Source organism: Kribbella sp. NPDC050470 (assembly GCF_044458365.1).
Lineage (GTDB): Bacteria > Actinomycetota > Actinomycetes > Propionibacteriales > Kribbellaceae > Kribbella.
The window spans coordinates 448243-470358 of record NZ_JBITHV010000006.1; the positions used below are offsets into that span (position 1 = coordinate 448243).

The following is a 22116-nucleotide window of genomic DNA, read 5'->3' on the forward strand; positions in this document are numbered from 1 at the left end:
TGGACACCCGCTCGACGAAGGGACCCCGCCGATGCGGCCTGCAGTTCAGAGCTTCCCGTTCACAGCGGTCGTGGGGATGGAGGAACTGCAGCTCGCGCTGGTGCTGTCCGCGGTCTCGCCGGCGATCGGCGGTGTGCTGATCCGCGGCGAGAAGGGTACGGCGAAGTCGACCGCCGTCCGCGCGCTGACGGAGATCCTGCCACCGGTGGACGTCGTCCCAGGCTGCCGCTTCTCCTGCGACCCCGACCACCCCGAGCCCACCTGTCCCGACGGCCCCCACCACGACGAGCGGGGCGTTCGGGGGGCTCGGTTGGTTGAGTTGCCGGTGGGGGCTACTGAGGATCGGGTCTTGGGGTCGTTGCATCTCGAGCGGGCGTTGGCTGAGGGGGTCACGGCGTACGAGCCTGGTCTGCTTGCCGCCGCGCACCGCGGGTTGTTGTACGTCGACGAGGTCAATCTGCTGCACGACCATCTGGTCGACGTCTTGCTCGACGCCGCCGCGATGGGTCGTGCGACCGTCGAGCGCGACGGTGTGTCGGTCACGCACTCCGCGCGGTTCGTGCTGGTCGGCACGATGAACCCGGAGGAGGGTGAGCTCCGCCCGCAGCTCCTCGACCGCTTCGGCCTGACAGTCGACGTGGTCGCCAGCCGCGATCCCGCCGTACGGGTGGAGGTGATGCGCGCCCGGCTCGCGTACGAGGCCGATCCGGCGACCTTCATCGCGAAGTACGACGGCGCGCAGCGGGAGCTCGCGGAGCGCATCGTGAAGGCGCGCGCCCTGCTGCCCGAGGTGATCCTGACGGACTCGGCGCTGCGCCAGATCGCCGAGATCTGCGCGTCGTTCGATGTCGACGGGATGCGCGCCGACCTCGTCACTGCGCGTACGGCGGTCGCCCACGCCGCCTGGTCCGGCCGGACGGTCGTCGAGGTGGACGACGTACGTGCCGCCGCCAGGCTCGCGCTGCCGCACCGCAAGCGGCGGAACCCGTTCGACGCGCCCGGCCTCGACGAGGAACAACTCGAAGAGGCGATCAACAACAGCACGCCCCCACCGGACCCCGACGACGACCCGGACGGCGACCCGGACGGCGACCCGGACGACAACGGCGGCCCGGGTGACGAGCGTGGCCCGGACGCCGGCGGCTCGGATCGCGAGGGCGGCCCGGACCGAGAGCGCGGCCCGGACGGGCCGGACGCTTCGAGCGGCCCCGACTCGGACCACGAGTCGAGGGGAGACCAGGGACTGGCTCCCGTAGGTGAGGTCGTCGGCAGCTCGGAGCCGTACAAGGCCCGCCTGCTCAGCGTGCAGTCGCCCGGCGCCGGAGTCGCGGGCCGGCGGTCGCGCGCGATCACCGAGGTGGGCCGCGTGGTGGGCGATCGCCCGCGCATCGGCCGCGAGTCCGGCAGACCGCACCTGCTGGCGACCATCCGGTCCGCGGCACCCCATCAGCAGACCCGCGGACGCACCGGCGCAGGCCTGACCGTACGGGCATCCGACGTGCGGCTGGCGGTGCGGGAAGGGCGTGAGGGCAACCTCGTCCTGTTCTGCGTCGACGCGTCCGGCTCGATGGGCACGAAGAAGCGCATGAGCGAGGTGAAGACCGCGATCGTCTCGCTCCTGCTCGACGCCTACCAGCGCCGCGACACCGTCGGCCTCGTCACCTTCGCCGGCGCCACCGCCACAGTCGCGCTGCCGCCGACGGGCAGCGTCGAGACCGCCGTACGACGTCTTGAGAGCCTGCCGACCGGTGGACGCACCCCACTCGCCGAGGGCTTGCTGCAAACAGCAGAAGTACTGCGGATCGCAGCCATCCGCGACCCACGTCGTCGACCCCTGCTGGTGCTCGTCACCGACGGCCGAGCCACCCACGGCGACAACGCCTTCGCGCGCGCCAAGCAGGCCGCCGGATGGCTCGCCCAGCAAGGAATCGCCGCCGTCGTGGTCGACTGCGAACCCCGCCGCGGCGTACGACTCGGCCTGGCCGCCGAGCTGGCCGTCGACCTGTCCGCGGAGTACCTCGACCTCGGGGAAGTTGCTGCCGGCAACCTCATCCGCATGGTCACGGATCGGAGGGCGGCCTGATGCCGAAGGGGCAGCCCACCGCCGTGCCACAGGACGGCCTGACCACCCGGCAGCGCCGGAACCGGCCGCTGCTGATGGTGCACACCGGTGAGATGAAGGGGAAGTCCACCGCCGCGTTCGGGATGGCGCTGCGCGGCTGGAACCAGGGCTGGAACATCGGCGTGTTCCAGTTCGTGAAGAGCGCGAAGTGGAAGGTCGGCGAGGAGAGCGCCTTCAAGGCTCTCGGCCAGGTGCACGAGACGACGGGCCAGGGCGGTCCGGTCGAGTGGCACAAGATGGGGGAGGGCTGGAGCTGGTCGCGCAAGGCCGGTACCGAGGAGGACCACGCCGCCGACGCGCTCGAGGGCTGGCGGGAGATCCAGCGCCGGATCCAGGCCGAGACGCACGACCTGTACGTGCTGGACGAGTTCACCTACCCGATGAAGTGGGGCTGGGTCGACGTCGACGAGGTGGTCGACACCCTCGTCAACCGCCCCGGCCACCAGTACGTCGTCATCACCGGACGGAATGCCGACCAGCGGCTGCTCGACGCCGCCGACCTGGTCACCGAGATGACCAAGGTCAAGCACCCGATGGACGCCGGCCAGAAGGGTCAGAAGGGCATCGAGTGGTGATCCCACGGCTGGTGGTCGCCGCGCCTGCGTCGGGTGCCGGGAAGACGACGGTCGCGGTCGGTCTGATGGCGGCGCTGCGGCAGGCCGGGCACACGGTCGCGGGGTTCAAGGTCGGTCCCGACTACATCGACCCGGGTTTCCACGCGGTCGCGACCGGACGCCCGGGCCGCAACCTCGACCCGATGCTGCAAGGTGAGGAGCGGGTCGCACCGCTGTTCGCGCACGGCGCCGCGGGCGCCGACCTGGCCGTCGTCGAAGGCGTGATGGGCCTGTACGACGGCGCACTCGGGACCGAGGGCTACGCGTCCACGGCACACGTCTCGAAGTTGCTGAAGGCACCCGTCGTCCTCGTCGTCGATGCCTCCGCCGCCGGTCGCAGCGTCGGTGCCGTCGTCAACGGTTTTGTTGCCTTCGACACCGAGGTGCGGATCGTCGGCGTGATCCTCAACAAGGTCGGGTCGGACCGTCACGAGGCCGAGGTCCGGGCCGGTGTCGCGCCGACCGGCGTACCGGTTCTCGGCGTACTGCGACGGGACACGCGGCTCACCGTGCCGAGTCGCCACCTCGGCCTGGTCCCGGCCGACGAGCAGCGTGAGCAGGCGGCCGCCGCGGTCGAAGCCGCTGCCGAGCTGGTCCGACAAGGCGTCGACCTCGAAGCTTTTGTCGCTGCCGCACGCGCCGCCGCCACCGAATTCACAGAGCCATGGGATCCGGCCAACGAAGTCGCACTGGCGGAGGCCCGAGCGGGGGCGGGGGCGGCAGCGCGAGCCGGATCGGGAGCGGGGGCGGCGCGAGCCGGGGAGGCAGCGCGAGCCGGGGCGGAGGCGGCGGGAGCCGGGGCGGAGGCGGCGGCGGGAGCGAGGCGGCCGGTGGTGGCGGTGGCTGGTGGGGCGGTGTTCTCGTTCCGGTACACCGAGACGGCCGAGCTGCTCGTCGCCGCCGGGGCCGAGGTGGTCACGTTCGACCCGCTGTCCGACCCATTGCCTGAAGCAACAGCCGCGCTGTACCTCGGCGGCGGCTTCCCCGAGCTGCACGCCGAGGCCCTGTCCGCCAACGACAAGCTCCGCAGCCAGGTCGCGTCCGAGGTCGCGGCCGGCCTACCGGTGATCGCCGAGTGCGCCGGCCTGCTGTACCTGTGCCGGGAGCTCGACGGCCACCCGATGACCGGCGTCCTGCCCGCGACCGGCCGGATGACAAGCAGCTTGACCCTCGGCTACCGTACGGCGATCGCCGCGACCACGACCGCCTTCTTCGACGAGGGCCGCCGTGTCCGCGGCCACGAGTTCCACCGCACCACGATCGACCTGGACGCCGAAGTGAATCCCGCGTGGCACCTCCCCAGCGGCACCGAGGGAATCGTCCAGCCTCGACTCCACGCGACGTACCTCCACCTGCACTGGACCGCGACACCCGATGTCCCCACCCGTCTGGTCGCGGCCGCCCGCATCCACGCCGGGATGACGAAGTGAACCTCGTCGTAGGCATCGGCCTGCGGTCCGGTACGTCGTACCGCGAACTGCGGGACCTGGTCGACGCGGCACTGGCTGGAGCGGGCGGGGGAGTCGTGCGGATGGTGGTCACCATCGACGGCCGGGAGACCGAGCCGGGCCTGCAGCGACTGGCGGCGTCCCTCAACGCAGTCCTGCACACAGCGTCGCCCGACGAGTTGTCGCGTCAGTCGGTGCCGACACCGAGCCAGCAAGTCGCCAGACTGAAAGGTACGCCGAGCGTCGCCGAGGCAGCCGTCGTCCTGACCGGCGCAGAGCTGCTAGTGACCAAGCGCCGCTCGATCAACGCCACCGCCGCGGTTGGCCGCCTCCATGCCGCACCTGGCTACCCGCCGACCGAGCGGGATGTGGTCCACCGCGTGCTGGCCGAGCGTCGCGACGTACGGCGAGGCTTCGTCGACAAGCCGATTGCGGACGACGTCCTGATGCGGGTGCTGGAGTCTGCACACCGCGCGCCGAGTGTGGGACTCAGCCAGCCGTGGGACTTCCTGCTGATCCGCGACATCGCCACCCGCCGCAAGGTGCACGACCTCGCCGTTGCACAGCGGGACGCGTTCGCAGCCTCCCTGCCGGCCGACCGGCGGCAGGCGTTCGACGGCCTGAAGATCGAGGCCATCCTCGACACCCCGCTGAACATCGCGGTCACCTGCGACCCCGGCCGCGGCGGCAGGCACGTGCTCGGCCGGCACGCGGATCCGCGCACGACCTGGTTCTCCGCGGCCATCGCGATCCAGAACCTCTGGCTCGCCGCGCGTGCGGAGGGCCTCGGCGTCGGCTGGGTGTCCTTCTTCGAGCCCGGTGAGGTCGCGGCGGTGCTGGACCTGCCTGCTCACATCGAGCTCGTCGGCTACCTCTGTGTAGGACATGTGGAGGAGTTCGCGCCTGCACCCGAGCTGGTGCGGACCGGCTGGGCGGCCCGACGTCCGCTCGCCTGGGCGGTGCACCACGAGGAGTGGGGACGGCGGAGCTCGTCGCCGGAGGACGACGCTGCGCAGGCCGCTGCGGACACAGTGGCCGTCGGCACCCAGCGGGTGCGCGTGGTCATCGACGGTGATCCTGCGGAGCATCTGGGTGCGCCTGACGTGCTCGTCGTACTGCTGGGATCCGACCGGCCCGCGGCGGACTTCGGAGTGCTGTGGCGGCCGGCTCGCACGCCGGTTGAAGCGGTGGAGCTCGGTGTCGAGGTTGCTCGTGACCTGGCGCTGCAGGGGGTCGGGCAGCTCGCCGTACAGGTAGTAGAAGAGTCAGAGCGTGCTTATGGCTTCGTCCGCGGGCTCCGGGCGGGTGCAAGAGCCTGCGGGGTGAAAGACTTCCAGGCATGACAGTTCCGCCACAGGGTCAAGCCGCCATGTACGTGCCCGCGTTCTCGATGAAGCAGCGGGTCACGATGATGGCGAACAAGTACGAGCTCATCTCCACCAACCCGGACGGCTCGGACGGGCAGCTGCTGGCGTTCGCGCAGCAGAAGCGGATGGCCTTCAAGGAGCAGGTCACCTTCTACAGCGACGACACCAAGACGCAGCCGGTGTTCTCGTTCAAGGCGCGCAAGGCGATCGACCTCGGCTCCGGGTACGACGTCCTCGACGCGAACGGCCAGCCGATCGGCTGGTTCAAGAAGGAGTTCGGCAAGAGCCTGCTGCGATCGAGCTGGCAGCTGGCCACGGCCGGCCTGGAGGCGGACGGCACCGAGCGCAACCACACCGTCGCGATCGTGCGCCGGGTCTGGGAGTTCGTCCCGTTCGTCGGCGAGATCCCGCTGCCGTTCATCTTCCACTTCGACTACGCCGACCGCGCCACCGGGCAGCCGGTGCTCTCGGTCGAGCGGAAGGTCTCGGTGCGTGACCGCTACCGGATCAGCGTTCCGGACCCGCGCCTGGACTTCCGGGTGGCCGCCGCGATGACGGTGGCGCTGGACGCGCTCCAGAGCCGCTGACTCGACCCAGCACATCGACCCAGCGCGGTACGTCGTACCCCCGGCGTACTGCGCTCGTCGTACCCGGCCCTCACTCTTTTGGGTGAACTGCCCCTGAGACCACTTGGTTCCACGTTGTCACGGTGCGAGTCTTGAGACATGGGGATAGCGCAGCGCAGTCGACGGTGGTTCGTACCGGTCACGGCAGTCGCAGTGGTCGCGGGGGTGGGCACGCTCGGTCCGGTGGTTGCGGACGCGTCACCCAACCTGCCCGACATCACCGCGCAGGAGCTGCTGACCAAGGTCCAGACCGCCAAGGTCGACGGCCTGAGCGGGACCGTCCGGTCCGCCGCGGACCTCGGCCTGCCGGCGCTGCCCGGCGTCGAGGGCGGCAACCAGGTCCCCGACCTGCTGAGCGGTGAGCACACCGCCCGGGTCGCCTTCGCGAGCCCGAACAAGGCACGCGTCTCCGTGCTCGACCACATGGCCGAGCGGGTCTTGACGACCGACGGCAAGACGGCCTGGGCCTACGACTCCGCCGAGCGCGAGGCGGTCAAGCTGACGCTGCCGGAGCGCGCCCAGCGGCCGCACAAACCCGAGCTCAAGCCGGAGTCGTACAACCCGGCGGAGGTGGCCAAGCAGTTCCTGGCCGCGATCGACCCGACCACCAAGGTCGAGGTCAGCGGGACCCAGGAGGTCGCCGGCCGGGACGCCTACAAGCTGCGCCTGCTGCCGAAGACCGACAAGTCCACGGTCGGCTCGGTCACGCTGGCGATCGACGCCAAGAACTGGGTGCCGCTCGAGGTGACCGTGATGCCGAAGACCGGGGACGACCCGGCGGTGCAGCTCGGCTTCTCCTCGGTGTCGTTCGACGTGCCGGCGGCGAGCACCTTCACCTTCACCCCGCCGAAGGGCGTCGAGGTGAAGGAGAAGAAGGTGCCGGCGAACGCCCCGAAGGCGATCCAGCCCAAGCGGCCGGCCCCGAGTGCTGACGACAAGCCGACCGTGATCGGCGAAGGCTGGGAGAGCGTGGTCGCCGTCCGCGACGTCGACATCGACCGCTCCGGCCCGGTCGGCCAGCTGCTCGCGAACGCCCGAACGGTCGAAGGCTCCTGGGGCAAGGGCAAGATCCTGACCAGCAAGATGGTCAACGCGCTGATCACCGACGACGGCCGCGTCCTGGTCGGCCTGGTCAGCCCGGACACGCTGGTCGCCGCCGCACCGAAGGCTCCACGCTAACCGTGACAGGTCCCGCCTCGTCACCGGTGGTGACCAAGGGGCTGACCAAGCGGTTCCGGGGCGGGCAGGTCGCGGTCGACGCGGTCGACCTCGAGGTGCCCGCCGGGAGCGTGTTCGGGTTCCTCGGGCCGAACGGGTCCGGCAAGACGACGACCATCCGGATGCTGCTCGGGCTGATCGCGCCGACGGCGGGCTCGGTCGAGCTGCTGGGGGAGTCGATGCCGAAAGCCCAGTTGCGAGTGCTGCCCCGGGTCGGAGCGCTGGTCGAAGGACCGGCGTTCTACCCGTTCTGGAGCGGCCAGGCGAACCTGCTCCGCTTCGACGCGGCCGACCGGACCGCCGACCCCAAGACGCGCAAGGCGCGGGCAGGCCTCGCGCTGGAGCGCGTCGGGCTGTCCAACGCGGCGAACAAGAAGGTGCGCGCCTACTCGCTCGGCATGCGGCAGCGGCTGGCGATCGCGGTCGCGCTGATGCAACGCCGCGAGCTGCTGGTCCTCGACGAGCCGACCAACGGGCTGGATCCGCAGGGTACCCGCGAGGTCCGGCACCTGATCCAGGAGCTCGCGAGGGACGGCACCACGATCTTCACCTCGACCCACCTGCTGGCCGAGGTCGAGCAGGTCTGCACCCACGCAGCCGTGATGAGCCGCGGCCGGATCGTCCGCCAATCCACCGTCGCCGACCTGCGCGCCGAGCTTCGCCCCCGCCTGGTGGTTCGTACGCCGGACCTCGGCCAGGCCGCCGAGACGCTGAAGAGCCTCGGCGTCACCGACCTGAAGACCACGGCCGAGACCGTCGAGGGTGACGCCGGTGAGCTGCCGATCGAGAAGTTCGCCGCTGCGCTGGTCGCCGCCGACGTCCGCATCCACGGCTTCGGACTGGAACGCCCCAGCCTCGAGGACGCCTTCGTGGCCCTGACCGGGGAGGGCTTCGATGTCGCCGAGTGAAGCCAGTGTGGAGTCAGTGGACGTCGGCCGTCCGAGTGCAGGCAGGCACACGTTCGCGCTGTTCCGGTCCGAGCTGCACCTCGTCTTCGGGCGGGCCCGGACGTGGGTGCTGCTCGCCGTGCTGGCCGCGGTCCCGGTGATGATCGGGGTCGCGATCAAGCTGTCCGGCTCGGAAGGCGACGCCGAGGGTTTCATCGGCCAGGTCGCCGGCAACGGGTTCTTCCTGATCGTCGCGAGCCTCGCGGTCTCGCTGCCGTTCTTCCTGCCGACCGCCATCACGGTGGTGTCGGGGGAGTCGCTGGCAGGCGAGGCGAGCCTCGGCACGTTCCGCAACCTGCTCACCGCTCCGGCCGGCCGGTCCCGGCTGCTCGCGGCGAAGATGGTCGCGCTCGCCCTGTTCTGCCTGGTCGCGACCCTGGTCATCTGGCTGTCCGGCCTGATCGCGGGCTTCGTGCTGTTCCCGGTCGGTGACGTCCTGCTGCTCTCGGGTACGACGGTCTCCCTCGGCGACGGCCTGGTCCGCGCGCTCGGCATCGCCGTACTGATCGGGCTGTCGATGCTCGGGCTGGCCGGGATCGGGTTGTTCGTCTCGTCGCTGACGTCGACCCCGCTGGCGGCGATGGCGGCCACGTTCGGCGCGTTCATCGTGTGCGGGATCCTCAGCGCGATTCCGCAGATCGACGTGATCCACCCGTGGCTGCTGATGTACGGCTGGCCGTCGTTCGCCGACCTGCTGCGCGACCCGCCGTACTGGGACGCCATCGGGCGCAACCTGCTCCTGCAGGGCGCCTACCTGGTCGTCTTCTACGCCGCCGCCTGGGCCCGCATCACCAGCCGCGACATCAACGGCTGAGACAATGGGCCGGTGGATGCCGACCTGGTCACCGTTCTGCGCTGTCCCGTGTGCAGCGACGCGTTGGCGCTGGCCGAGCGTACGGCGACCTGTCCGCGAGGCCACGCGTACGACCTGGCCAAGCAGGGCTACCTGAATCTGTTGCCGTCAGCATCGACTGGGATCGACGGCGACTCGGCCGCGATGGTCGGCGCCCGCACGGTGTTCCTCGGCGCCGGCCACTACGCGCCGATCCGGGACGCGCTGATCCTGGCCGCGGCCGGCATGGGGGAGAACGATCTGCTGGTCGAGGTCGGCGCCGGCACTGCCTACTACCTGTCCGGCGTCCTCGGCACCGCGCCCGGCCGCCGTGGGATCGCCTTGGACGTCTCCAGGTACGCCGCTCGCCGCGCAGCCAGGGTGGACCCGCGGATCGGGTCGGTGGTGTGCGACGCGTGGCAGGAGTTGCCGGTGCTCGACGACTCGGCGCAGCTGATGCTGAACGTCTTCGCCCCGCGGAACGCAGCTGAGATGGCCCGTGTGCTCGCGCCCGGCGGCACGCTGCTCGTGGTCACGCCGAACCAGGAGCATCTGGCCGAGCTCGTCGGCGTACTCGGGCTGGTGAAGGTCGATCAGGAGAAGGAACGCCGGCTACAGGAGTCGCTGGCCGGGAAATTCGAGCAGACCGGCACTGAGCTGGTCGAGTCATTGATGCGGCTCGACCGGACCGCGATCGAGCAGTTGGTGATGATGACACCGAGCGCGCGGCACCTGAACCACCACGAGCTCGCGGCGCAGATCGCCGTACTCCCGGAGCCCTCGGTCGTCACGCTGTCCGTCACGCTCTCCACCTGGCGGGTCGCCTGAGTGATGATGCCGGCTCGAGCTCGGCACCACCGCGAGGCGCTGTCAGCGGCAGGGGTCAGGCGGCGTTGGCCGTGAGCTCGCGAGCCACCACGGTCCCGTGCTGCTCAGCGGTGACGTGCGCCTCGGTCTCGGACACCTTCGAGGCGTCGATGAGCTCCTCCATGCCCGGGGTGACCGGGGCGAGGGTGAGCTCGGCAGCGGCGGTCCGGATGTTCATGCCGAACACGTCGCCGAAGATGCGCTCCAGGTACGGCGTGGCGTGGTCCCAGCCGTGCTTCGGGGTGCCGGGGCTGTAGCCACCACCCCGGGCGAGCGTGAAGATCGCCGGCCGGCCGGCGATCGGGCTCGGGCCGTAGACCAATTCGGGGTCGATCAGCAGCAGGTCGATCCAGGTCTTCACGTGCTGGGCGATGCCGTAGTTGTACAGCGGCACGGCGAGCAGGACCGCGTCGGCGGCCTTGATCTCGGCAGCGAGCTCCTCGGCCAGCGCCTTGGCCCCGGCGAGCTCCGGACCGGCGTCGCCGCCGAGCTTCGCGGTCACCAGCGCCGGCCACGCGGTCACCGGAAGCTGGTGCTGACCGAGGTCGCGGCGGACCACGACACCGTCCGGGTGCTCCGCTTTCCAGGCGGCCTCCGCGCTGTCCGCCAGGGCGCGGCTGACCGATCCGTCGAGCCGAAGGCTGGCGTCGACACGTAGCAGGGTGGACATCAGGTTTGTCTCCATCGTCGTGAGGGGGCGGCTTTTAATGAGCTGCTCTGAAGATAGTCTGTGTGGCAGAACATATTCAAGTCAGATCGTATTCCGGGTGGCGTACACCACGTACGATGGGGACATGACCAGTACTTCGCCCGACGTCAAAGGCCGGATCGCCCGTGAGGTGGCGCGCCGGGGCACTGGCGGGCTGGAGCCACGGGTCGCCAGCGGCGCACCGGTCGAGTCCGACCTGGGCTGGGCGCTGGGTGTGGTGTTCCGGCGGTACGCGAAGGCCGCCGCTGAGTCGCTCGACGACGTGCCCGGCGGGCCGCGGGGTTATCAGGTGCTGGCGACGACCGTCGCCGAGGGTCCGAGGCGGCAGCTCGATCTGGCTGCGCAGCTCGGCGTGGACCGGACCGTCATGACGTACCTCCTGGACGACCTGGAGAAGGCCGGCCTCGTGCAGCGTCAGGCGGACCCGGCCGACCGGCGGGCGCGGTTGATCGTGCCGACCGACGAAGGCAAGGAGACGCTCTGTGACCTGGAGCGGCGGCTGTCGACCGCCGAGGACGAGATCCTCGGCAGCCTGGACCAGGCCGAGCGCGCCAGCTTCCGGATGCTGCTTCAGCGGGTGGCGATGAAGGCCAACGCGGTCGACCCGCTGCACAACGCCTGCGCGCTGGCCGAGACGGACGACCCGGCCAGCACCTAGGCACCTAGATCCTGACGGCCTAGTGGAGCGGGACGAAGCCTGACTCGTAGGCGCGGATCACGGCCTGGGTGCGATCCCGGGCGTTCAGCTTGGCGAGCACGTTCGCGACGTGCGTCTTGACCGTCTGCAAGCCCAGGATCAGGTCGTCCGCAATCTCCGCGTTCGACAGCCCCTTGGCCATCAGGCGCAGGACCTCCTGCTCCCGCTCGGTCAGCTGGTACTCGTCCAGGCCGTTCTGCTTCGACTGCTCGGCGCCCACGTGCGCGAGGGCGAGCGCACGGATCGCCTCCGGGAACAGCAGCGACTCGCTGCTCGCGACGGTCCGGATCGCGGCGATGATGTCGTCCGGCGGCGTCCGCTTCAGCAGGAACCCGGACGCGCCGGCCCGCAGCGCGTCGTACACGTAGTCGTCGTTCTCGAACGTCGTCACGACCAGCACCCGCGGCGCCGGGTCGAGGTTCTCGAGCAGCAGGCGGGTGGCCTGGATGCCGTCGACGGCGGGCATCCGGACGTCCATCAGCACGACGTCCGCGCCGGTCCGGCGGACGATCGGCAGCACCTCGGCGCCGTCGCCGGCCTCCCCGACCACCTCCAGGTCGGGCTCGGCGTTGATGATGGCGCGCAGCCCGCTGCGGATCAACGGCTCGTCGTCGACCACGACCACCGACAGGTTCATCTCAGCCCTTCGTCGTCACTGCGACCGGAAGTGTCACCGCGAGCCGCCACCGGTCGCCGTCCAGGCCGGCGTCGACGGTTCCTCGCAGTACGGCGACTCTTTCACGGATCCCGGCCAACCCGCGGCCACCACCCGCGTGGTCCGAGCCGTCGCTCACCGGGTTGATCAGCTCGAGCCGCAGCCCGGTGTCGTCCAGCCGGATCGACAGGTCCACGGTGAGCTCGCCGGCCGGACGGCCCGCGTGCCGGATGGCGTTGGTCAGGCCCTCCTGGACGATCCGGTACGCCTCCCGGGAGACCGCCGCCGGAAGCCGGCCCAGGTCGCCGTCCTGCTGCACGTCGACCGTGATCCCGCCCGCCCGGGTGGCCTCGACCAGCCGGGGGAGATCGCCGAGAGTCGCCTGTGGCGCAGTCTGCGAACCCGGCCGGCGGTCGTCCCGGAGCAAGCCGAGCACGTGGTCGAGGTCGGCCAGCGCGTTGCGGGCCGACGTCTCCATCGCCGCCAGCGCGGTCTCGGCGAACTCCGGGTCGGTCGCCAGCACCCGGCGGGCGGCGGCCGCCTGGATCGTGACCAGGCTCAGCGCGTGCCCGACGCTGTCGTGCAGCTCCCGGGCCAGACGGTTGCGCTCGGCAAGTGTCGCCGTACGGCGCTCGAGCAACTCGATGCGCTCTGCCGACGTCGGCCCGAGGACGCGCGGGGCGAGGTAGGCGAGCAGCGCGCCGACCGCGGCGGACAGGAAGAACAGCCCGACGATCCCGCCCAGCGCGGCCGCAGGCATCCAGAGATCGGTCCAGTCGCCCTTGATCCGGTAGCTGAGGTCGGGCATCAGCTCGTGCCGGCCGGGGGAGCGGAAAGGGGCCGCGAGCAACACCGCGCCGAGGCCGAAGACGACCGTGCTGAGCGTGCCGACGATGCCGCCGGTGATCAGGTGCAGGCAGAACCAGGTCGTGGTCCGGCGGCGCTGCGCCCAGGTCCGGGCCGGGCCGAGCGGGCGCTCCTCGAACCGGACGCCGAGCAGCGACTCGACCGCGATGCCCTCGACCTCGCGGACCGCGGGCAGAATGCCGAGCGCGATCGGCGGGCCGACCACCAGGATGCCGATGAGGATGCCCTCGGCAACGACCGGCAGGTCCAGGTCCTGGGCGAGCGCGCCGAGCGCGCTGTCCACCAGGATGAACGCCAGCACCAGCGCCGCGCCGAGCAGCAGGTAGACCCAGCGCAGGTACGTCGACGCCCGGCCGAGGCAGCGGACGCCGCGGACCAGCGCGGACGCAGTACGCGCGAGCCTGCCCGCCGGACGCGCCGCTGCACGTCCGGAGGCCGCCGACTCAGGTACCAGCCCGTCCACCACCTCCCTATCGTCCCAAACCGCGGTTCGGCACACCTCCCTCCCCGGAGGGAACAGTTGTTCGAACGAATACGTGGGGTGCGTCACTCGCGACGGAGGGTTTACGTAAATTTGACGGGGGAAGGACCGGTTCGGAGCCGATCGGCGTCGCGATCTGCTGTCCAGGCAGGTACGGTCTGTGGTCGGGGCGGGATGCCCGTCCGGTGCGGACAGGTATGGGGAACGGCTCCAGGACGGGTGGCAAGCGGGCTCTGCGGGGACCCGGCGCAGTGGAGGTTAAGTCACTGTGAAGTCCCCGAGGGGCCGATTGACCACCTTTCCATATTTGATGTTTGATCAAATATCGGAGGAGAGAGGTCGATATGAGGTTGAGGCGTTCCGCCGTCGCTCTGATGGCGGTCCTGGGGCTCGCCCTGGTCAGTGCGTGCAACAACAGCGGCAACGAGGGCCAGAGCCAGGACTCGGGCCTGCAGAAGGTCAGCTATCTGACCTCGTTCAACACCTTCGGTCGTGAGGCCTACGCGTACGTCGCCCTGGAGAAGGGCTACTTCAAGGACGCCGGTTTCGACGTCACCATCAACCCAGGCTCCGGCACCGTCGACGTGATGAAGCTGGTCGCGGGCGGTCAGGCCGACTACGGCATCGGCGACTTCACCGCCACCGTCATCACGCTCGGCAAGCAGAAGCTGCCGATCACCACGGTCGGGATGATCCACCAGCGCTCGCTGGCCGCGATTGCGGTGCTCGAGGGCGGCCCGATCAGCAAGCCGCAGGACCTGGTCGGCAAGCGGATCGGCGACCAGCCGGGCTCGACCAACCAGGTCATGTTCCCGGTCTACGCCAAGGCCGCCGGCATCCCGGCCGACTCGGTCACCTTCGTCCCGTCGCCGCCGCCCGCGCTGCCGCAGCTGCTCGCCTCCAAGAAGGTGGACGGGATCGGCCAGTTCGTGGTCGGCGTCCCGCTGGTGGAGAAGGCGGCCAAGCAGAAGGTCATGACGCTGCCGTACGGCGAGAAGCTGCCGGACCTGTACGGCAACGCGATCATCACCCGCTCCGACCTGGCCAAGGACCACCCGGACCAGGTCAAGAAGTTCACCGAGGCGCTGCTCAAGGGCCTGCAGGACACCATCGACGACCCGGCTGCGGCGGCCGAGATCCTGAAGAAGCACGTGCCGCAGACCGACGTCACGGTGGCCACCAAGGAGCTCGAGCTGATGAAGAAGTACGTGAAGCCGGACGACTTCAAGGGCCCGCTGGGTGCGGTCGACCCGACCCGGGTGCAGAAGATCATCTCCGTGCTCGACGACGCCAAGGCGATCGAGCCGGCCGGCTCGGTGACGCCCGCCGACGTGGTCACCGTCGACCTCGCCCCGAAGGGCTGAGGCCGGCCCACGATGATTCGGCTGGACGGTGTGGGGCAGGTCTTCGACGGACGCGAGGGCCGGGTCGTAGCCCTCGAGGAAATCGACCTGCACGTCCGGCCGAACGAGTTCGTCACGCTGATCGGCCGGTCCGGGTGTGGCAAGTCCACCCTGCTCCGGCTGATCGCGGGACTGCTGCCGCCGACGTCCGGCACGGTCGCGGTGGCGGGGGAACCCGTCACCGGGCCGCGCCGGGACGTCTCGTTCATGTTCCAGCGCCCGGCCCTGCTGCCGTGGCGGTCGGTGCTGTCCAACGTGATGCTGCCGGTCGAGATCGACGGCGGCGAGGGCGACCGCGGGAAGGCGGCGTACCGGGACCGGGCGCATCAACTACTCGAGCTGGTCGGCCTGCGCGGGTTCGAGCGGCGGCTGCCGCACGAGCTGTCCGGCGGCATGCAGCAGCGGGTGTCGCTGTGCCGCTCGCTGATCCGCGATCCGCAGGTGATGCTGATGGACGAGCCGTTCTCCGCGCTCGACGCGCTCACCCGGACCGAGCTGTCCGAGGAACTGCAGCGGATCAAGATGGAGCTGTCCACCACGATCGTGTTCGTCACGCACTCGATCGAGGAAGCCGTCGTACTGGCCGACCGGGTGGTCGTGCTGACGCCGCGGCCGGGGCGGTTGCGTGAGGTCGTCGACATCGACATTCCGCGGCCGCGCAGCCTGGGCCAGAACTCGCACCTCACCGAGGTCGCGCAGATCAGCGGCCTGCTGCACGGGCTGCTGGCGGAGAAGGCCGGTCAACCGATGGATGAGCGCCCGGTCGACGAGGTGCGGCCGTGAAGAAGCGTTCCTGGCTGACCACGTCTCCGACCGCCGCCGTCCTGCTGCCGATCGTCGGCCTGATCGGTGCGATCGCGCTCTGGGGGGTCGCCACCGTCGTCTTCTCCATCGAGTCGTACCTGCTGCCCAGCCCGTCCGACGTGATCAGGACGTTCTTCGACCAGCCGGCGTACCTGCTGCAGCAGACCGGCATCTCGTTCCTGGAGACGGTCGAGGGCTTCCTGCTGGCGATCGTGATCGGCGTCCCGATCGCGTTGCTGATCGTCCGCTCGGTGATCCTGGAGCGCCTGGTCTACCCGCTGCTGCTGATGGTGAACGCGATCCCGAAGATCGCGATCGCCCCGCTGCTGGTGGTCTGGATGGGCTTCGGGCAGTGGCCCAAGGTCGTCATGGTGCTGCTGATGTGCTTCTTCCCGATCGTGATCTCGACCGCGCAGGGGATGAAGTCGACACCGGTCGAGCTGGTCGAGCTGCTCCGGTCGCTGAACGCGAGCCGGACCCAGGAGTTCTTCAAGCTGCGGCTGCGCTACGCGATGCCGCAGATCTTCACCGGCCTGAAGGTGGCCATCTCGCTGGCCGTGATCGGGTCGGTGATCGCCGAGTTCGTCGGCGCCACCCAGGGCCTCGGGTACGTGATCCAGCAGTCCGGTGCGAGTGCCGACACCGCGCTGGCGTTCGCCGCGATCACGCTGCTCAGCATCATGAGCATCATCTTGTTCTACGGCCTGGTCCTGCTGGAGCACCTGTTCCTGCCGTGGGCCCAGGAGACCCGATGACAGCGCAGGCTTCCGACGCCGATCGCCGGGTGCTGGTCCGGCCCGCGTGGCTCGAGGCCACCGTCTCGGCGGTGTTCAGCGCGCTCGGCTTCGACCCGGCCGACTCGGGCAAGATCGCCGCTGCCCTGGTCGAGGCGGACCTGCGCGGCGTGAGCTCGCACGGCATCATGCTCGTCCCGATGTACGTCGAACGGCTGAACGCCGGCGGTGTCACCAGGGAACGCGAGCTGGACGTTCTGTACGACGCCGGCGCCGCGCTGGTCGTGGACGCGCGGGGCGGAATGGGCCAGCTGTCGAGCCCGCAGGCGATGGGGCACGCGATCGAGCGCGCCGGCCGGTACGGGATCGGCCTGGTGTCGGTCCGCAACGCGCACCACTTCGGCGCGGCCAGCCGCTGGGCGATGCAGGCCGGTGAAGCAGGCTGTGTCGGCGTCGCGATGTCCAACACGACGCCGTTGATGCCTGCTCCCGGTGGGGCCGAACGGATCGTCGGCAACAACCCGCTGGCGGTCGCGGTGCCGACCTCGGCCGGCGTGGAGATCGTTCTCGACATGGCATTGTCGGCTGTTGCCCTCGGCAAGATCAGGCTCGCGGCGTCAGCCGGCCGGCCGATCCCGGACACCTGGGCGACCGACTCGGAGGGGACCCCGACCACGGATGCCGAGGAAGCCGTCCTCGGCATGCTGCTGCCCGCTGCCGGGCATAAGGGCTTCGGGCTGGCGCTGATGATCGACGTACTGACCGGAGTGCTGAGTGGCGGCGGCTGGGGCGACCAGGTGCGGCCGCTGTACCGGGAGCCGGGCCGGCCCAACGACTGCGCCCACCTGTTCCTGGCGATCGACCCGGAGTTGCTGGGCGGCGTGGAGAACTTCCGGCGCCGCTCGTCCGGCCTGGCCGCGCGGGTGCGCGGCAGCGCGACGGCGCCCGGGGTGGGCCGGCTGTACCTGCCGGGGGAGATCGAGGCGGAACGGGCCTCGCACCAGCGGCGGCACGGTGTGCTGATCGAAAGGTCCGGGCTGGACGGGTTGCTGGCGGCGGCACGCGCGGTCGGCGCCGTCGTCCCGGCGGGAGGGGTGCTCGACTGATGCCGAAGACACAGGTTTCGACGACCGACCTGCACAGCCCGAACGGCGTGTTCTCGCAGGCCACCACGGTGGAGGCGACCGGGCGGATGGTGTTCGTCTCCGGGATGACGGCACGCCGGCCGGACGGCAGCATCGCCGGCGTCGGCGACATCCGGGAGCAGACCCGGCAGGTCATCGAGAACGTGCAGGCGGCGGTGCGAGCGGCCGGTGGCACGCTCGCGGACGTCTGCCGGGTGGATGTGTACGTGCGCAACATGGAGGACTTCGCCAAGATCCACGAGATCCGGGCGCAGTACTTCACCGAGCCGCTGCCGGCCTCGACGATGGTCGAGGTCAGCAAGCTCGCGCACCCCGACTATCTGATCGAGATCAGCGCTATCGCGGTGGTTTCATGAACGAGCGTAGCGAGTTCATCATCAAGCACAGCCCGTTTCGTGCCTCAGCCGCGCTCGGAGCGAAGCGAGGACGCGGATGAGTTGGGGGGTTAGCATGCGTGGCGTCGAGTGGACCTGAGATGCGGTACGTGATGGTGGAGCACGGCGGCCGGGAACGGCCGGGCGTGCTCGACGGGGACTCGGTCTTGTTGCTCTCAGCAACGGATCTCGCTGCGATCATCTCGGGCGCCGACGCCGTCGGTGACGAGCGCATCCCTTACAGTGAAGAGATTCTGCGGCCGCCGCTGCGACGGTTCCGCCGGGACATTCTGTGCACCGGGTGGAACTACTGGGACCACTTCGAGGAGAGCCGCGGCAAGCGGGAGGGCCAGGACGTCGACCGGCCCGAGCACCCGACCTTCTTCACCAAGGGCCCGGACACCGTCATCGGCCCGTACGACGACATCGCCTGGGACCCCGCGATCTCGGCCAAGTGGGACTACGAGGCCGAGTTGGCGCTGGTGATCGGGAAGACGGGCCGCAACATCCCGGCCGCAAACGCGCTCGACTACGTGTGGGGCTACACGCTGGCCAACGACGTGTCGCAGCGGGACCTGCAGCGGGCGCACGGCGGCCAGTGGCTGAAGGGCAAGAGCATCGACGACACCATGCCGCTCGGCCCCTGGATCGTGACGGCCGACGAGCTCGGTGACCCGCAGAACGTGCGGCTGCAGTGCCTGGTCAACGGTGAGGTGCGACAGGACGCGTCGACGAAGCAGATGGCTTTCGACGTTGCGACGCTGATCAGCGAGCTGTCATTCGGTATGACGCTGCGGCCTGGCGACCTCCTGCTGACCGGGACGCCTGCAGGTATCGGCAATGCCCGCGAGCCGCAGGTCTTCCTGCAGGAGGGCGATGTGGTCGTCACCCGCGCCGACAAGATCGGTGAGCTCCGCAACAAGGTGACGCGGGCATGAGCGGTCCGTTGGAGTTGCTACCAGGTGGGGGTCGCGGCGGGCGCCGTACGCTCGCCGAGCATGCTGCGGCCGAGTTGCACCAGCTCATCCTGTCCGGCGAACTGCCCAGCGGTACGCCGTTGCGGCTGGTCGAGCTGGCGAGTCGCCTGGAGATGAGCCAGATGCCGGTCCGGGAGGGACTCCGCCGGCTGGAGGCGCTCGGACTGGTCGAGATCATCCCGCACCGGGGCGCCTGGGTCCGGGACCTGTCGCTGGCCGATCTGCGGGACACGCACGAGACCAGGCTGGCGTTGGAGAGTCTCGCCGTACGTGCGGCTGCGGAGCACTTCGCCGACGAGGACTTCCAGAAGGCGACTGCCGCTCTGGCCGAGCACCTCCGGCTGTCTCGTGCAGAGGACTCGGTGGGCGCGCGGCAGGCGCATGCGGACTTCCACTTCGCCATCTACCGGGCCGGTGGGTCGCAGTGGCTCGCTCGGGCGATCGAGCCGGTGTGGCAGAACAGTGAGCGGTACCGGTTCGGCAGCCGGCCGACCGCGGCCCTGATCGAGCGGAGCCGAGTGGAGCACCAGGCCATCCTCGACGCCTGCGTCGCCCGCAACCCGGAAGCCGCCGAGCAGGCGTTGCGTAACCACCTGGTCGGCGCCTTCCAGCGGATCACCCAAACGATGACGTCATCATCGAAGCAGAAGGAGACGTCTTGACGTCCTCCCACCACCCGAAGGCAGGGGATTCCAACCCTTGCGGGCTGAGGTTCGCGGTTCACAGCCGTGCCTTACTGCACAAGAAGGCTCCCCGCGCTGCCACGGCCCGCCCGGCCGCGGTTACTACTGGTCCTACTACTGCCAGTTGCTTGGCTATCGCAACCGGCGAAAATACTACCTGCGCCTACCGACAAAACCTGAAAGGAGGGAGATGGATGCCGCTCCTCGCCGTGAACGACGGGGTTCGCATGCCATCAAACTCATGAAGGTGAGCTTCGATGCGGCCGGTGAGGTCGTGGTGATCACAGGTGGTGCCCAGGGCATTGGGGCGGCGCTGGCCCGGGCTGTGACGGCCTGCGGAGGCACTGCGGTGGTCTTCGACGTGGTGAAGCCTGATGTGGGGGTCGACTACGTCGAGGTGGACGTTGCAGATCGCGCGTCAGTGGAGTCTGCCGTCGCGATGGTGATGGCTCGCTACGGGCGGATCGACGGGCTGGTCGCGGGCGCTGCGGTGCAGCCTCGGTCAACTGTGGTCGAGATGGACCCGGCCGAGTGGACCAGGACGCTGCAGGTGAACCTCGACGGAGTGGTGTGGGTGTGCCAGGCCGTCGTACCGCACATGGTGGCGCGGCGGTCCGGGTCGGTGGTCGTGTTCACGTCGGGTATAGCCGTCACCGGGTGGGCCGGTGCGGCGGCGTACGCGTCGAGCAAGGCTGCGCTGATCGCCTTCGCGAAGTCGCTGGCCGCCGAGGTGGCCGAGCACCGGGTGCGGGTGAACATCGCCGCGCCGGGCGTGATCGACACCGAGCAGTTCCGAGGAGCGAACGCCGGTGCGGACCGGGAGCACTGGCAGGACACCATAGGTATCGGAGACCCCGAGGACGTGGTCGGTCCACTGCTGTTCCTGCTGTCCGACGCGGCCGCGATGACCGGGTCGGTGCTGACCCGGGAACGGGCCTTTCCCAAGCTGACAACCTTCGCGGAGTGAATGAGTGACTGCTGATCAGTTGCCCGTCGCGATCGTCGGTGCAGGCCCGATCGGCCTGACGACGGCGCTCGGCCTGGCGCACTACGGCGTACCGTTCGTGCTGCTCGAGGAGGACGCGGTCCTGTCCTCGGACACCAAGGCCGGTACGACGCTCAGCCGCACCCTGGAGATCTGGAACCGGTACGGCGCGGTCGACGGCATCCTGGCCGCGGCGCTGCGGATCGACGAGATCGGTGACATCGACCGGGCCAGCAACACGCCCCGGGCCTCGGTGCGGCTGGCCGAGCTGGTCAACGACACCCAGTTCCCGTTCGTGATCAACCTGCCGCAGCAGAAGATGGAGCCGATCCTCGCGGCGGCGCTGTCGCAGCCCGTGCTCACGCAGCACCGGCTCACGTCCTTCGAGGTGCGGGACGACCGCGTCGTACTGCAGGTGGAGACGCCGGAGGGGCCGCGCACGCTGGAGGCCTCGCACCTGCTGGCGTGCGACGGCGGCCGGAGCAAGATCCGCGACGCGCTCGGTGTGACGGTGGTGGGGGAGACTCTGCCCGAGCGGTACATGCTGATCGACGTCGTGGTCGACCTGGACGTCGACAACGCCCGTGACTACCCCTACCTGGCGTACTTCGCGGACAAGTCCGAGTGGATGGTGCTGATCCGGCAGCCGGACAACTGGCGGTTCCTGTTCCCGCTCGGCCCGGGCGCCGAGCCGCCGGGGGACGAGGACCTGCTGGTCAAGGTCAAGCAGTTCATCGGCGAGGTGGATCGGATCGAGCTGCTCGGCTCAGTGGTCTACAACGTGCACCACCGGGTCGCGGACCAGTGGTCCGTGGACCGCAGGGTGTTCCTGATGGGCGACGCGGCCCACCTGATCACGCCGATGTGGGCGCTGGGACTCAACACGGGTGCGCTGGACGCGTCCAACCTGCCGTGGCGGCTCGCTTGGGTGCTGCGCGGCTGGGCGGACGAAGCCCTGCTGGACGGGTACGAGCAGGAGCAGCGGCCGGTGGCGATCAACGGCTCCGGTGAGATGGCGGAGGCCGCCCGCAAGTACATGTCCCACCAGCACGGTGCGGTGACCGCGTCCGGCAGTGACTGGGCGACGGCGTACACCCGGACCCTGCTGAGTGTGCGGCTGGACGTGACCGGCGAGGGGGACTGGTCGATGGTGGCCACCGCTCCCGAACCACCCGCCGTACGGGCCGGTGACCGGGCGCCGGATCTTCAGTTGCAGGGCCCGTCCGGTCGGGTGGCGATCCACGAGCTGTGCCGGCACTCGTTCGTGGCGCTCTACTTCACCGACGTACGGCGTCGGCCGGACATCCCGCCGAACGACTCGCCGGCGTTGAAGCACTACGCCGTCTCCCGGTGGGACGCACCGCACGACTCCGGCCTGCGCGACCGGGCGCTGTTCGACCCGGGAAGCATTGCCACCGACAGGTACGGCGTGGGCCCGGACACCGTCGTCCTGGTCCGGCCGGACGGCCACATCGCCGCAGTCGCGCCCATGCGACCCGGCGTGGCCGACGAGCTCTACTCCGGGATCACCGGCCGACCTGTGCCGCGGGAGGGTTGATGA

At 70.0% G+C, this 22116-nt stretch carries 22 protein-coding genes; 19 read left to right on the top strand and 3 right to left on the bottom strand.

The features are described 5' to 3' along the window. The first annotated feature begins 31 nt into the window (after window positions 1-31). The 9 genes from ACIBGM_RS20195 to ACIBGM_RS20235 all read left to right on the top strand — a co-directional run bounded on the left by ACIBGM_RS20195 (window position 32) and on the right by ACIBGM_RS20235 (window position 10002). Window positions 32-2083 (top strand): putative cobaltochelatase, encoded by a 2052-nt coding sequence (locus ACIBGM_RS20195; protein ID WP_396386417.1) that lies wholly within the window; start codon window positions 32-34, stop codon window positions 2081-2083. Beyond that, the gene (gene cobO, locus ACIBGM_RS20200) at window positions 2083-2697 is read left to right on the top strand and encodes a cob(I)yrinic acid a,c-diamide adenosyltransferase (protein ID WP_360536063.1); all 615 of its coding nucleotides are present in this window, start codon (window positions 2083-2085) and stop codon (window positions 2695-2697) included. The genes ACIBGM_RS20195 and cobO overlap by 1 nt, the downstream gene beginning before the upstream one ends. Beyond that, window positions 2691-4166, top strand: coding sequence for a cobyrinate a,c-diamide synthase (locus ACIBGM_RS20205; protein ID WP_396386418.1), 1476 nt, complete (start codon window positions 2691-2693; stop codon window positions 4164-4166). The genes cobO and ACIBGM_RS20205 overlap by 7 nt, the downstream gene beginning before the upstream one ends. After that, complete coding sequence (bluB, locus tag ACIBGM_RS20210; RefSeq protein ID WP_396386419.1) at window positions 4163-5527, top strand: 5,6-dimethylbenzimidazole synthase; 1365 nt, start codon at window positions 4163-4165, stop codon at window positions 5525-5527. The genes ACIBGM_RS20205 and bluB overlap by 4 nt, the downstream gene beginning before the upstream one ends. Next, window positions 5524-6138 carry a hypothetical protein gene (locus ACIBGM_RS20215; RefSeq protein WP_396386420.1) on the top strand — a complete coding sequence of 205 codons (615 nt, stop codon included), beginning with the start codon at window positions 5524-5526 and terminating at the stop codon, window positions 6136-6138. Before bluB ends, ACIBGM_RS20215 begins: the two co-directional genes overlap by 4 nt. Window positions 6139-6276: 138 nt before the next feature. Beyond that, a complete protein-coding gene (locus tag ACIBGM_RS20220; RefSeq protein WP_360536055.1) occupies window positions 6277-7356 on the top strand; it encodes a hypothetical protein in 1080 nt (359 codons plus the stop codon). Between the two features lie 2 nt (window positions 7357-7358). Continuing rightward, window positions 7359-8303 carry an ABC transporter ATP-binding protein gene (locus ACIBGM_RS20225; RefSeq protein WP_360536054.1) on the top strand — a complete coding sequence of 315 codons (945 nt, stop codon included), beginning with the start codon at window positions 7359-7361 and terminating at the stop codon, window positions 8301-8303. Next, entirely contained in the window at window positions 8290-9156 is an 867-nt protein-coding gene (locus tag ACIBGM_RS20230) for an ABC transporter permease (RefSeq protein ID WP_360536052.1), read from the top strand. The genes ACIBGM_RS20225 and ACIBGM_RS20230 overlap by 14 nt, the downstream gene beginning before the upstream one ends. 12 nt (window positions 9157-9168) lie before the next feature. Beyond that, a complete protein-coding gene (locus ACIBGM_RS20235) occupies window positions 9169-10002 on the top strand; it encodes a putative RNA methyltransferase (RefSeq protein ID WP_396386421.1) in 834 nt (277 codons plus the stop codon). A gap of 55 nt (window positions 10003-10057) precedes the next feature. On the opposite strand, the gene ACIBGM_RS20240 is transcribed toward ACIBGM_RS20235, so the two are convergent. Beyond that, window positions 10058-10711, bottom strand: a complete 654-nt coding sequence (locus tag ACIBGM_RS20240; protein ID WP_360536048.1) for an NAD(P)H-dependent oxidoreductase — start codon at window positions 10709-10711, stop codon at window positions 10058-10060. A 124-nt stretch (window positions 10712-10835) separates the two neighbouring features. Between ACIBGM_RS20240 and ACIBGM_RS20245 the strand changes: the two genes are divergently transcribed. Further along, window positions 10836-11408, top strand: a complete 573-nt coding sequence (locus ACIBGM_RS20245; RefSeq protein WP_360536046.1) for a MarR family transcriptional regulator — start codon at window positions 10836-10838, stop codon at window positions 11406-11408. 19 nt (window positions 11409-11427) lie between these two features. Here ACIBGM_RS20245 and ACIBGM_RS20250 read toward each other — a convergent pair whose 3' ends face one another. After that, window positions 11428-12084: a response regulator transcription factor gene (locus ACIBGM_RS20250; protein WP_360536044.1), complete on the bottom strand. Its 657-nt coding sequence runs from the start codon at window positions 12082-12084 to the stop codon at window positions 11428-11430. Between the two features lies 1 nt (window position 12085). Continuing rightward, window positions 12086-13435 carry a histidine kinase gene (locus ACIBGM_RS20255; RefSeq protein WP_360536042.1) on the bottom strand — a complete coding sequence of 450 codons (1350 nt, stop codon included), beginning with the start codon at window positions 13433-13435 and terminating at the stop codon, window positions 12086-12088. Between the two features lie 359 nt (window positions 13436-13794). On the opposite strand from ACIBGM_RS20255, the gene ACIBGM_RS20260 reads away from it, so the two are divergent. The 9 genes from ACIBGM_RS20260 (at window position 13795) to ACIBGM_RS20300 (ending at window position 22113) form a co-directional block, all read left to right on the top strand. Next, on the top strand, window positions 13795-14814 hold the full coding sequence (locus tag ACIBGM_RS20260) for an ABC transporter substrate-binding protein (RefSeq protein WP_360536040.1): 1020 nt from the start codon (window positions 13795-13797) through the stop codon (window positions 14812-14814). Between the two features lie 12 nt (window positions 14815-14826). After that, a complete protein-coding gene (locus ACIBGM_RS20265) occupies window positions 14827-15636 on the top strand; it encodes an ABC transporter ATP-binding protein (protein WP_360536038.1) in 810 nt (269 codons plus the stop codon). After that, window positions 15633-16412: an ABC transporter permease gene (locus tag ACIBGM_RS20270; RefSeq protein ID WP_360536036.1), complete on the top strand. Its 780-nt coding sequence runs from the start codon at window positions 15633-15635 to the stop codon at window positions 16410-16412. The genes ACIBGM_RS20265 and ACIBGM_RS20270 overlap by 4 nt, the downstream gene beginning before the upstream one ends. Next, window positions 16409-17497, top strand: coding sequence for an Ldh family oxidoreductase (locus tag ACIBGM_RS20275; RefSeq protein ID WP_360536034.1), 1089 nt, complete (start codon window positions 16409-16411; stop codon window positions 17495-17497). Before ACIBGM_RS20270 ends, ACIBGM_RS20275 begins: the two co-directional genes overlap by 4 nt. Further along, window positions 17497-17892, top strand: coding sequence for a RidA family protein (locus tag ACIBGM_RS20280; protein ID WP_396386422.1), 396 nt, complete (start codon window positions 17497-17499; stop codon window positions 17890-17892). The genes ACIBGM_RS20275 and ACIBGM_RS20280 overlap by 1 nt, the downstream gene beginning before the upstream one ends. Window positions 17893-18011: 119 nt before the next feature. Continuing rightward, window positions 18012-18848, top strand: coding sequence for a fumarylacetoacetate hydrolase family protein (locus ACIBGM_RS20285; protein ID WP_396386423.1), 837 nt, complete (start codon window positions 18012-18014; stop codon window positions 18846-18848). Continuing rightward, window positions 18845-19549 carry a GntR family transcriptional regulator gene (locus tag ACIBGM_RS20290; RefSeq protein ID WP_360536028.1) on the top strand — a complete coding sequence of 235 codons (705 nt, stop codon included), beginning with the start codon at window positions 18845-18847 and terminating at the stop codon, window positions 19547-19549. Before ACIBGM_RS20285 ends, ACIBGM_RS20290 begins: the two co-directional genes overlap by 4 nt. A 262-nt stretch (window positions 19550-19811) precedes the next feature. Beyond that, a complete protein-coding gene (locus tag ACIBGM_RS20295) occupies window positions 19812-20537 on the top strand; it encodes an SDR family NAD(P)-dependent oxidoreductase (RefSeq protein WP_396386424.1) in 726 nt (241 codons plus the stop codon). A gap of 4 nt (window positions 20538-20541) precedes the next feature. Continuing rightward, a complete protein-coding gene (locus ACIBGM_RS20300; protein ID WP_360536023.1) occupies window positions 20542-22113 on the top strand; it encodes an FAD-dependent monooxygenase in 1572 nt (523 codons plus the stop codon). Window positions 22114-22116: the final 3 nt, after the last annotated feature.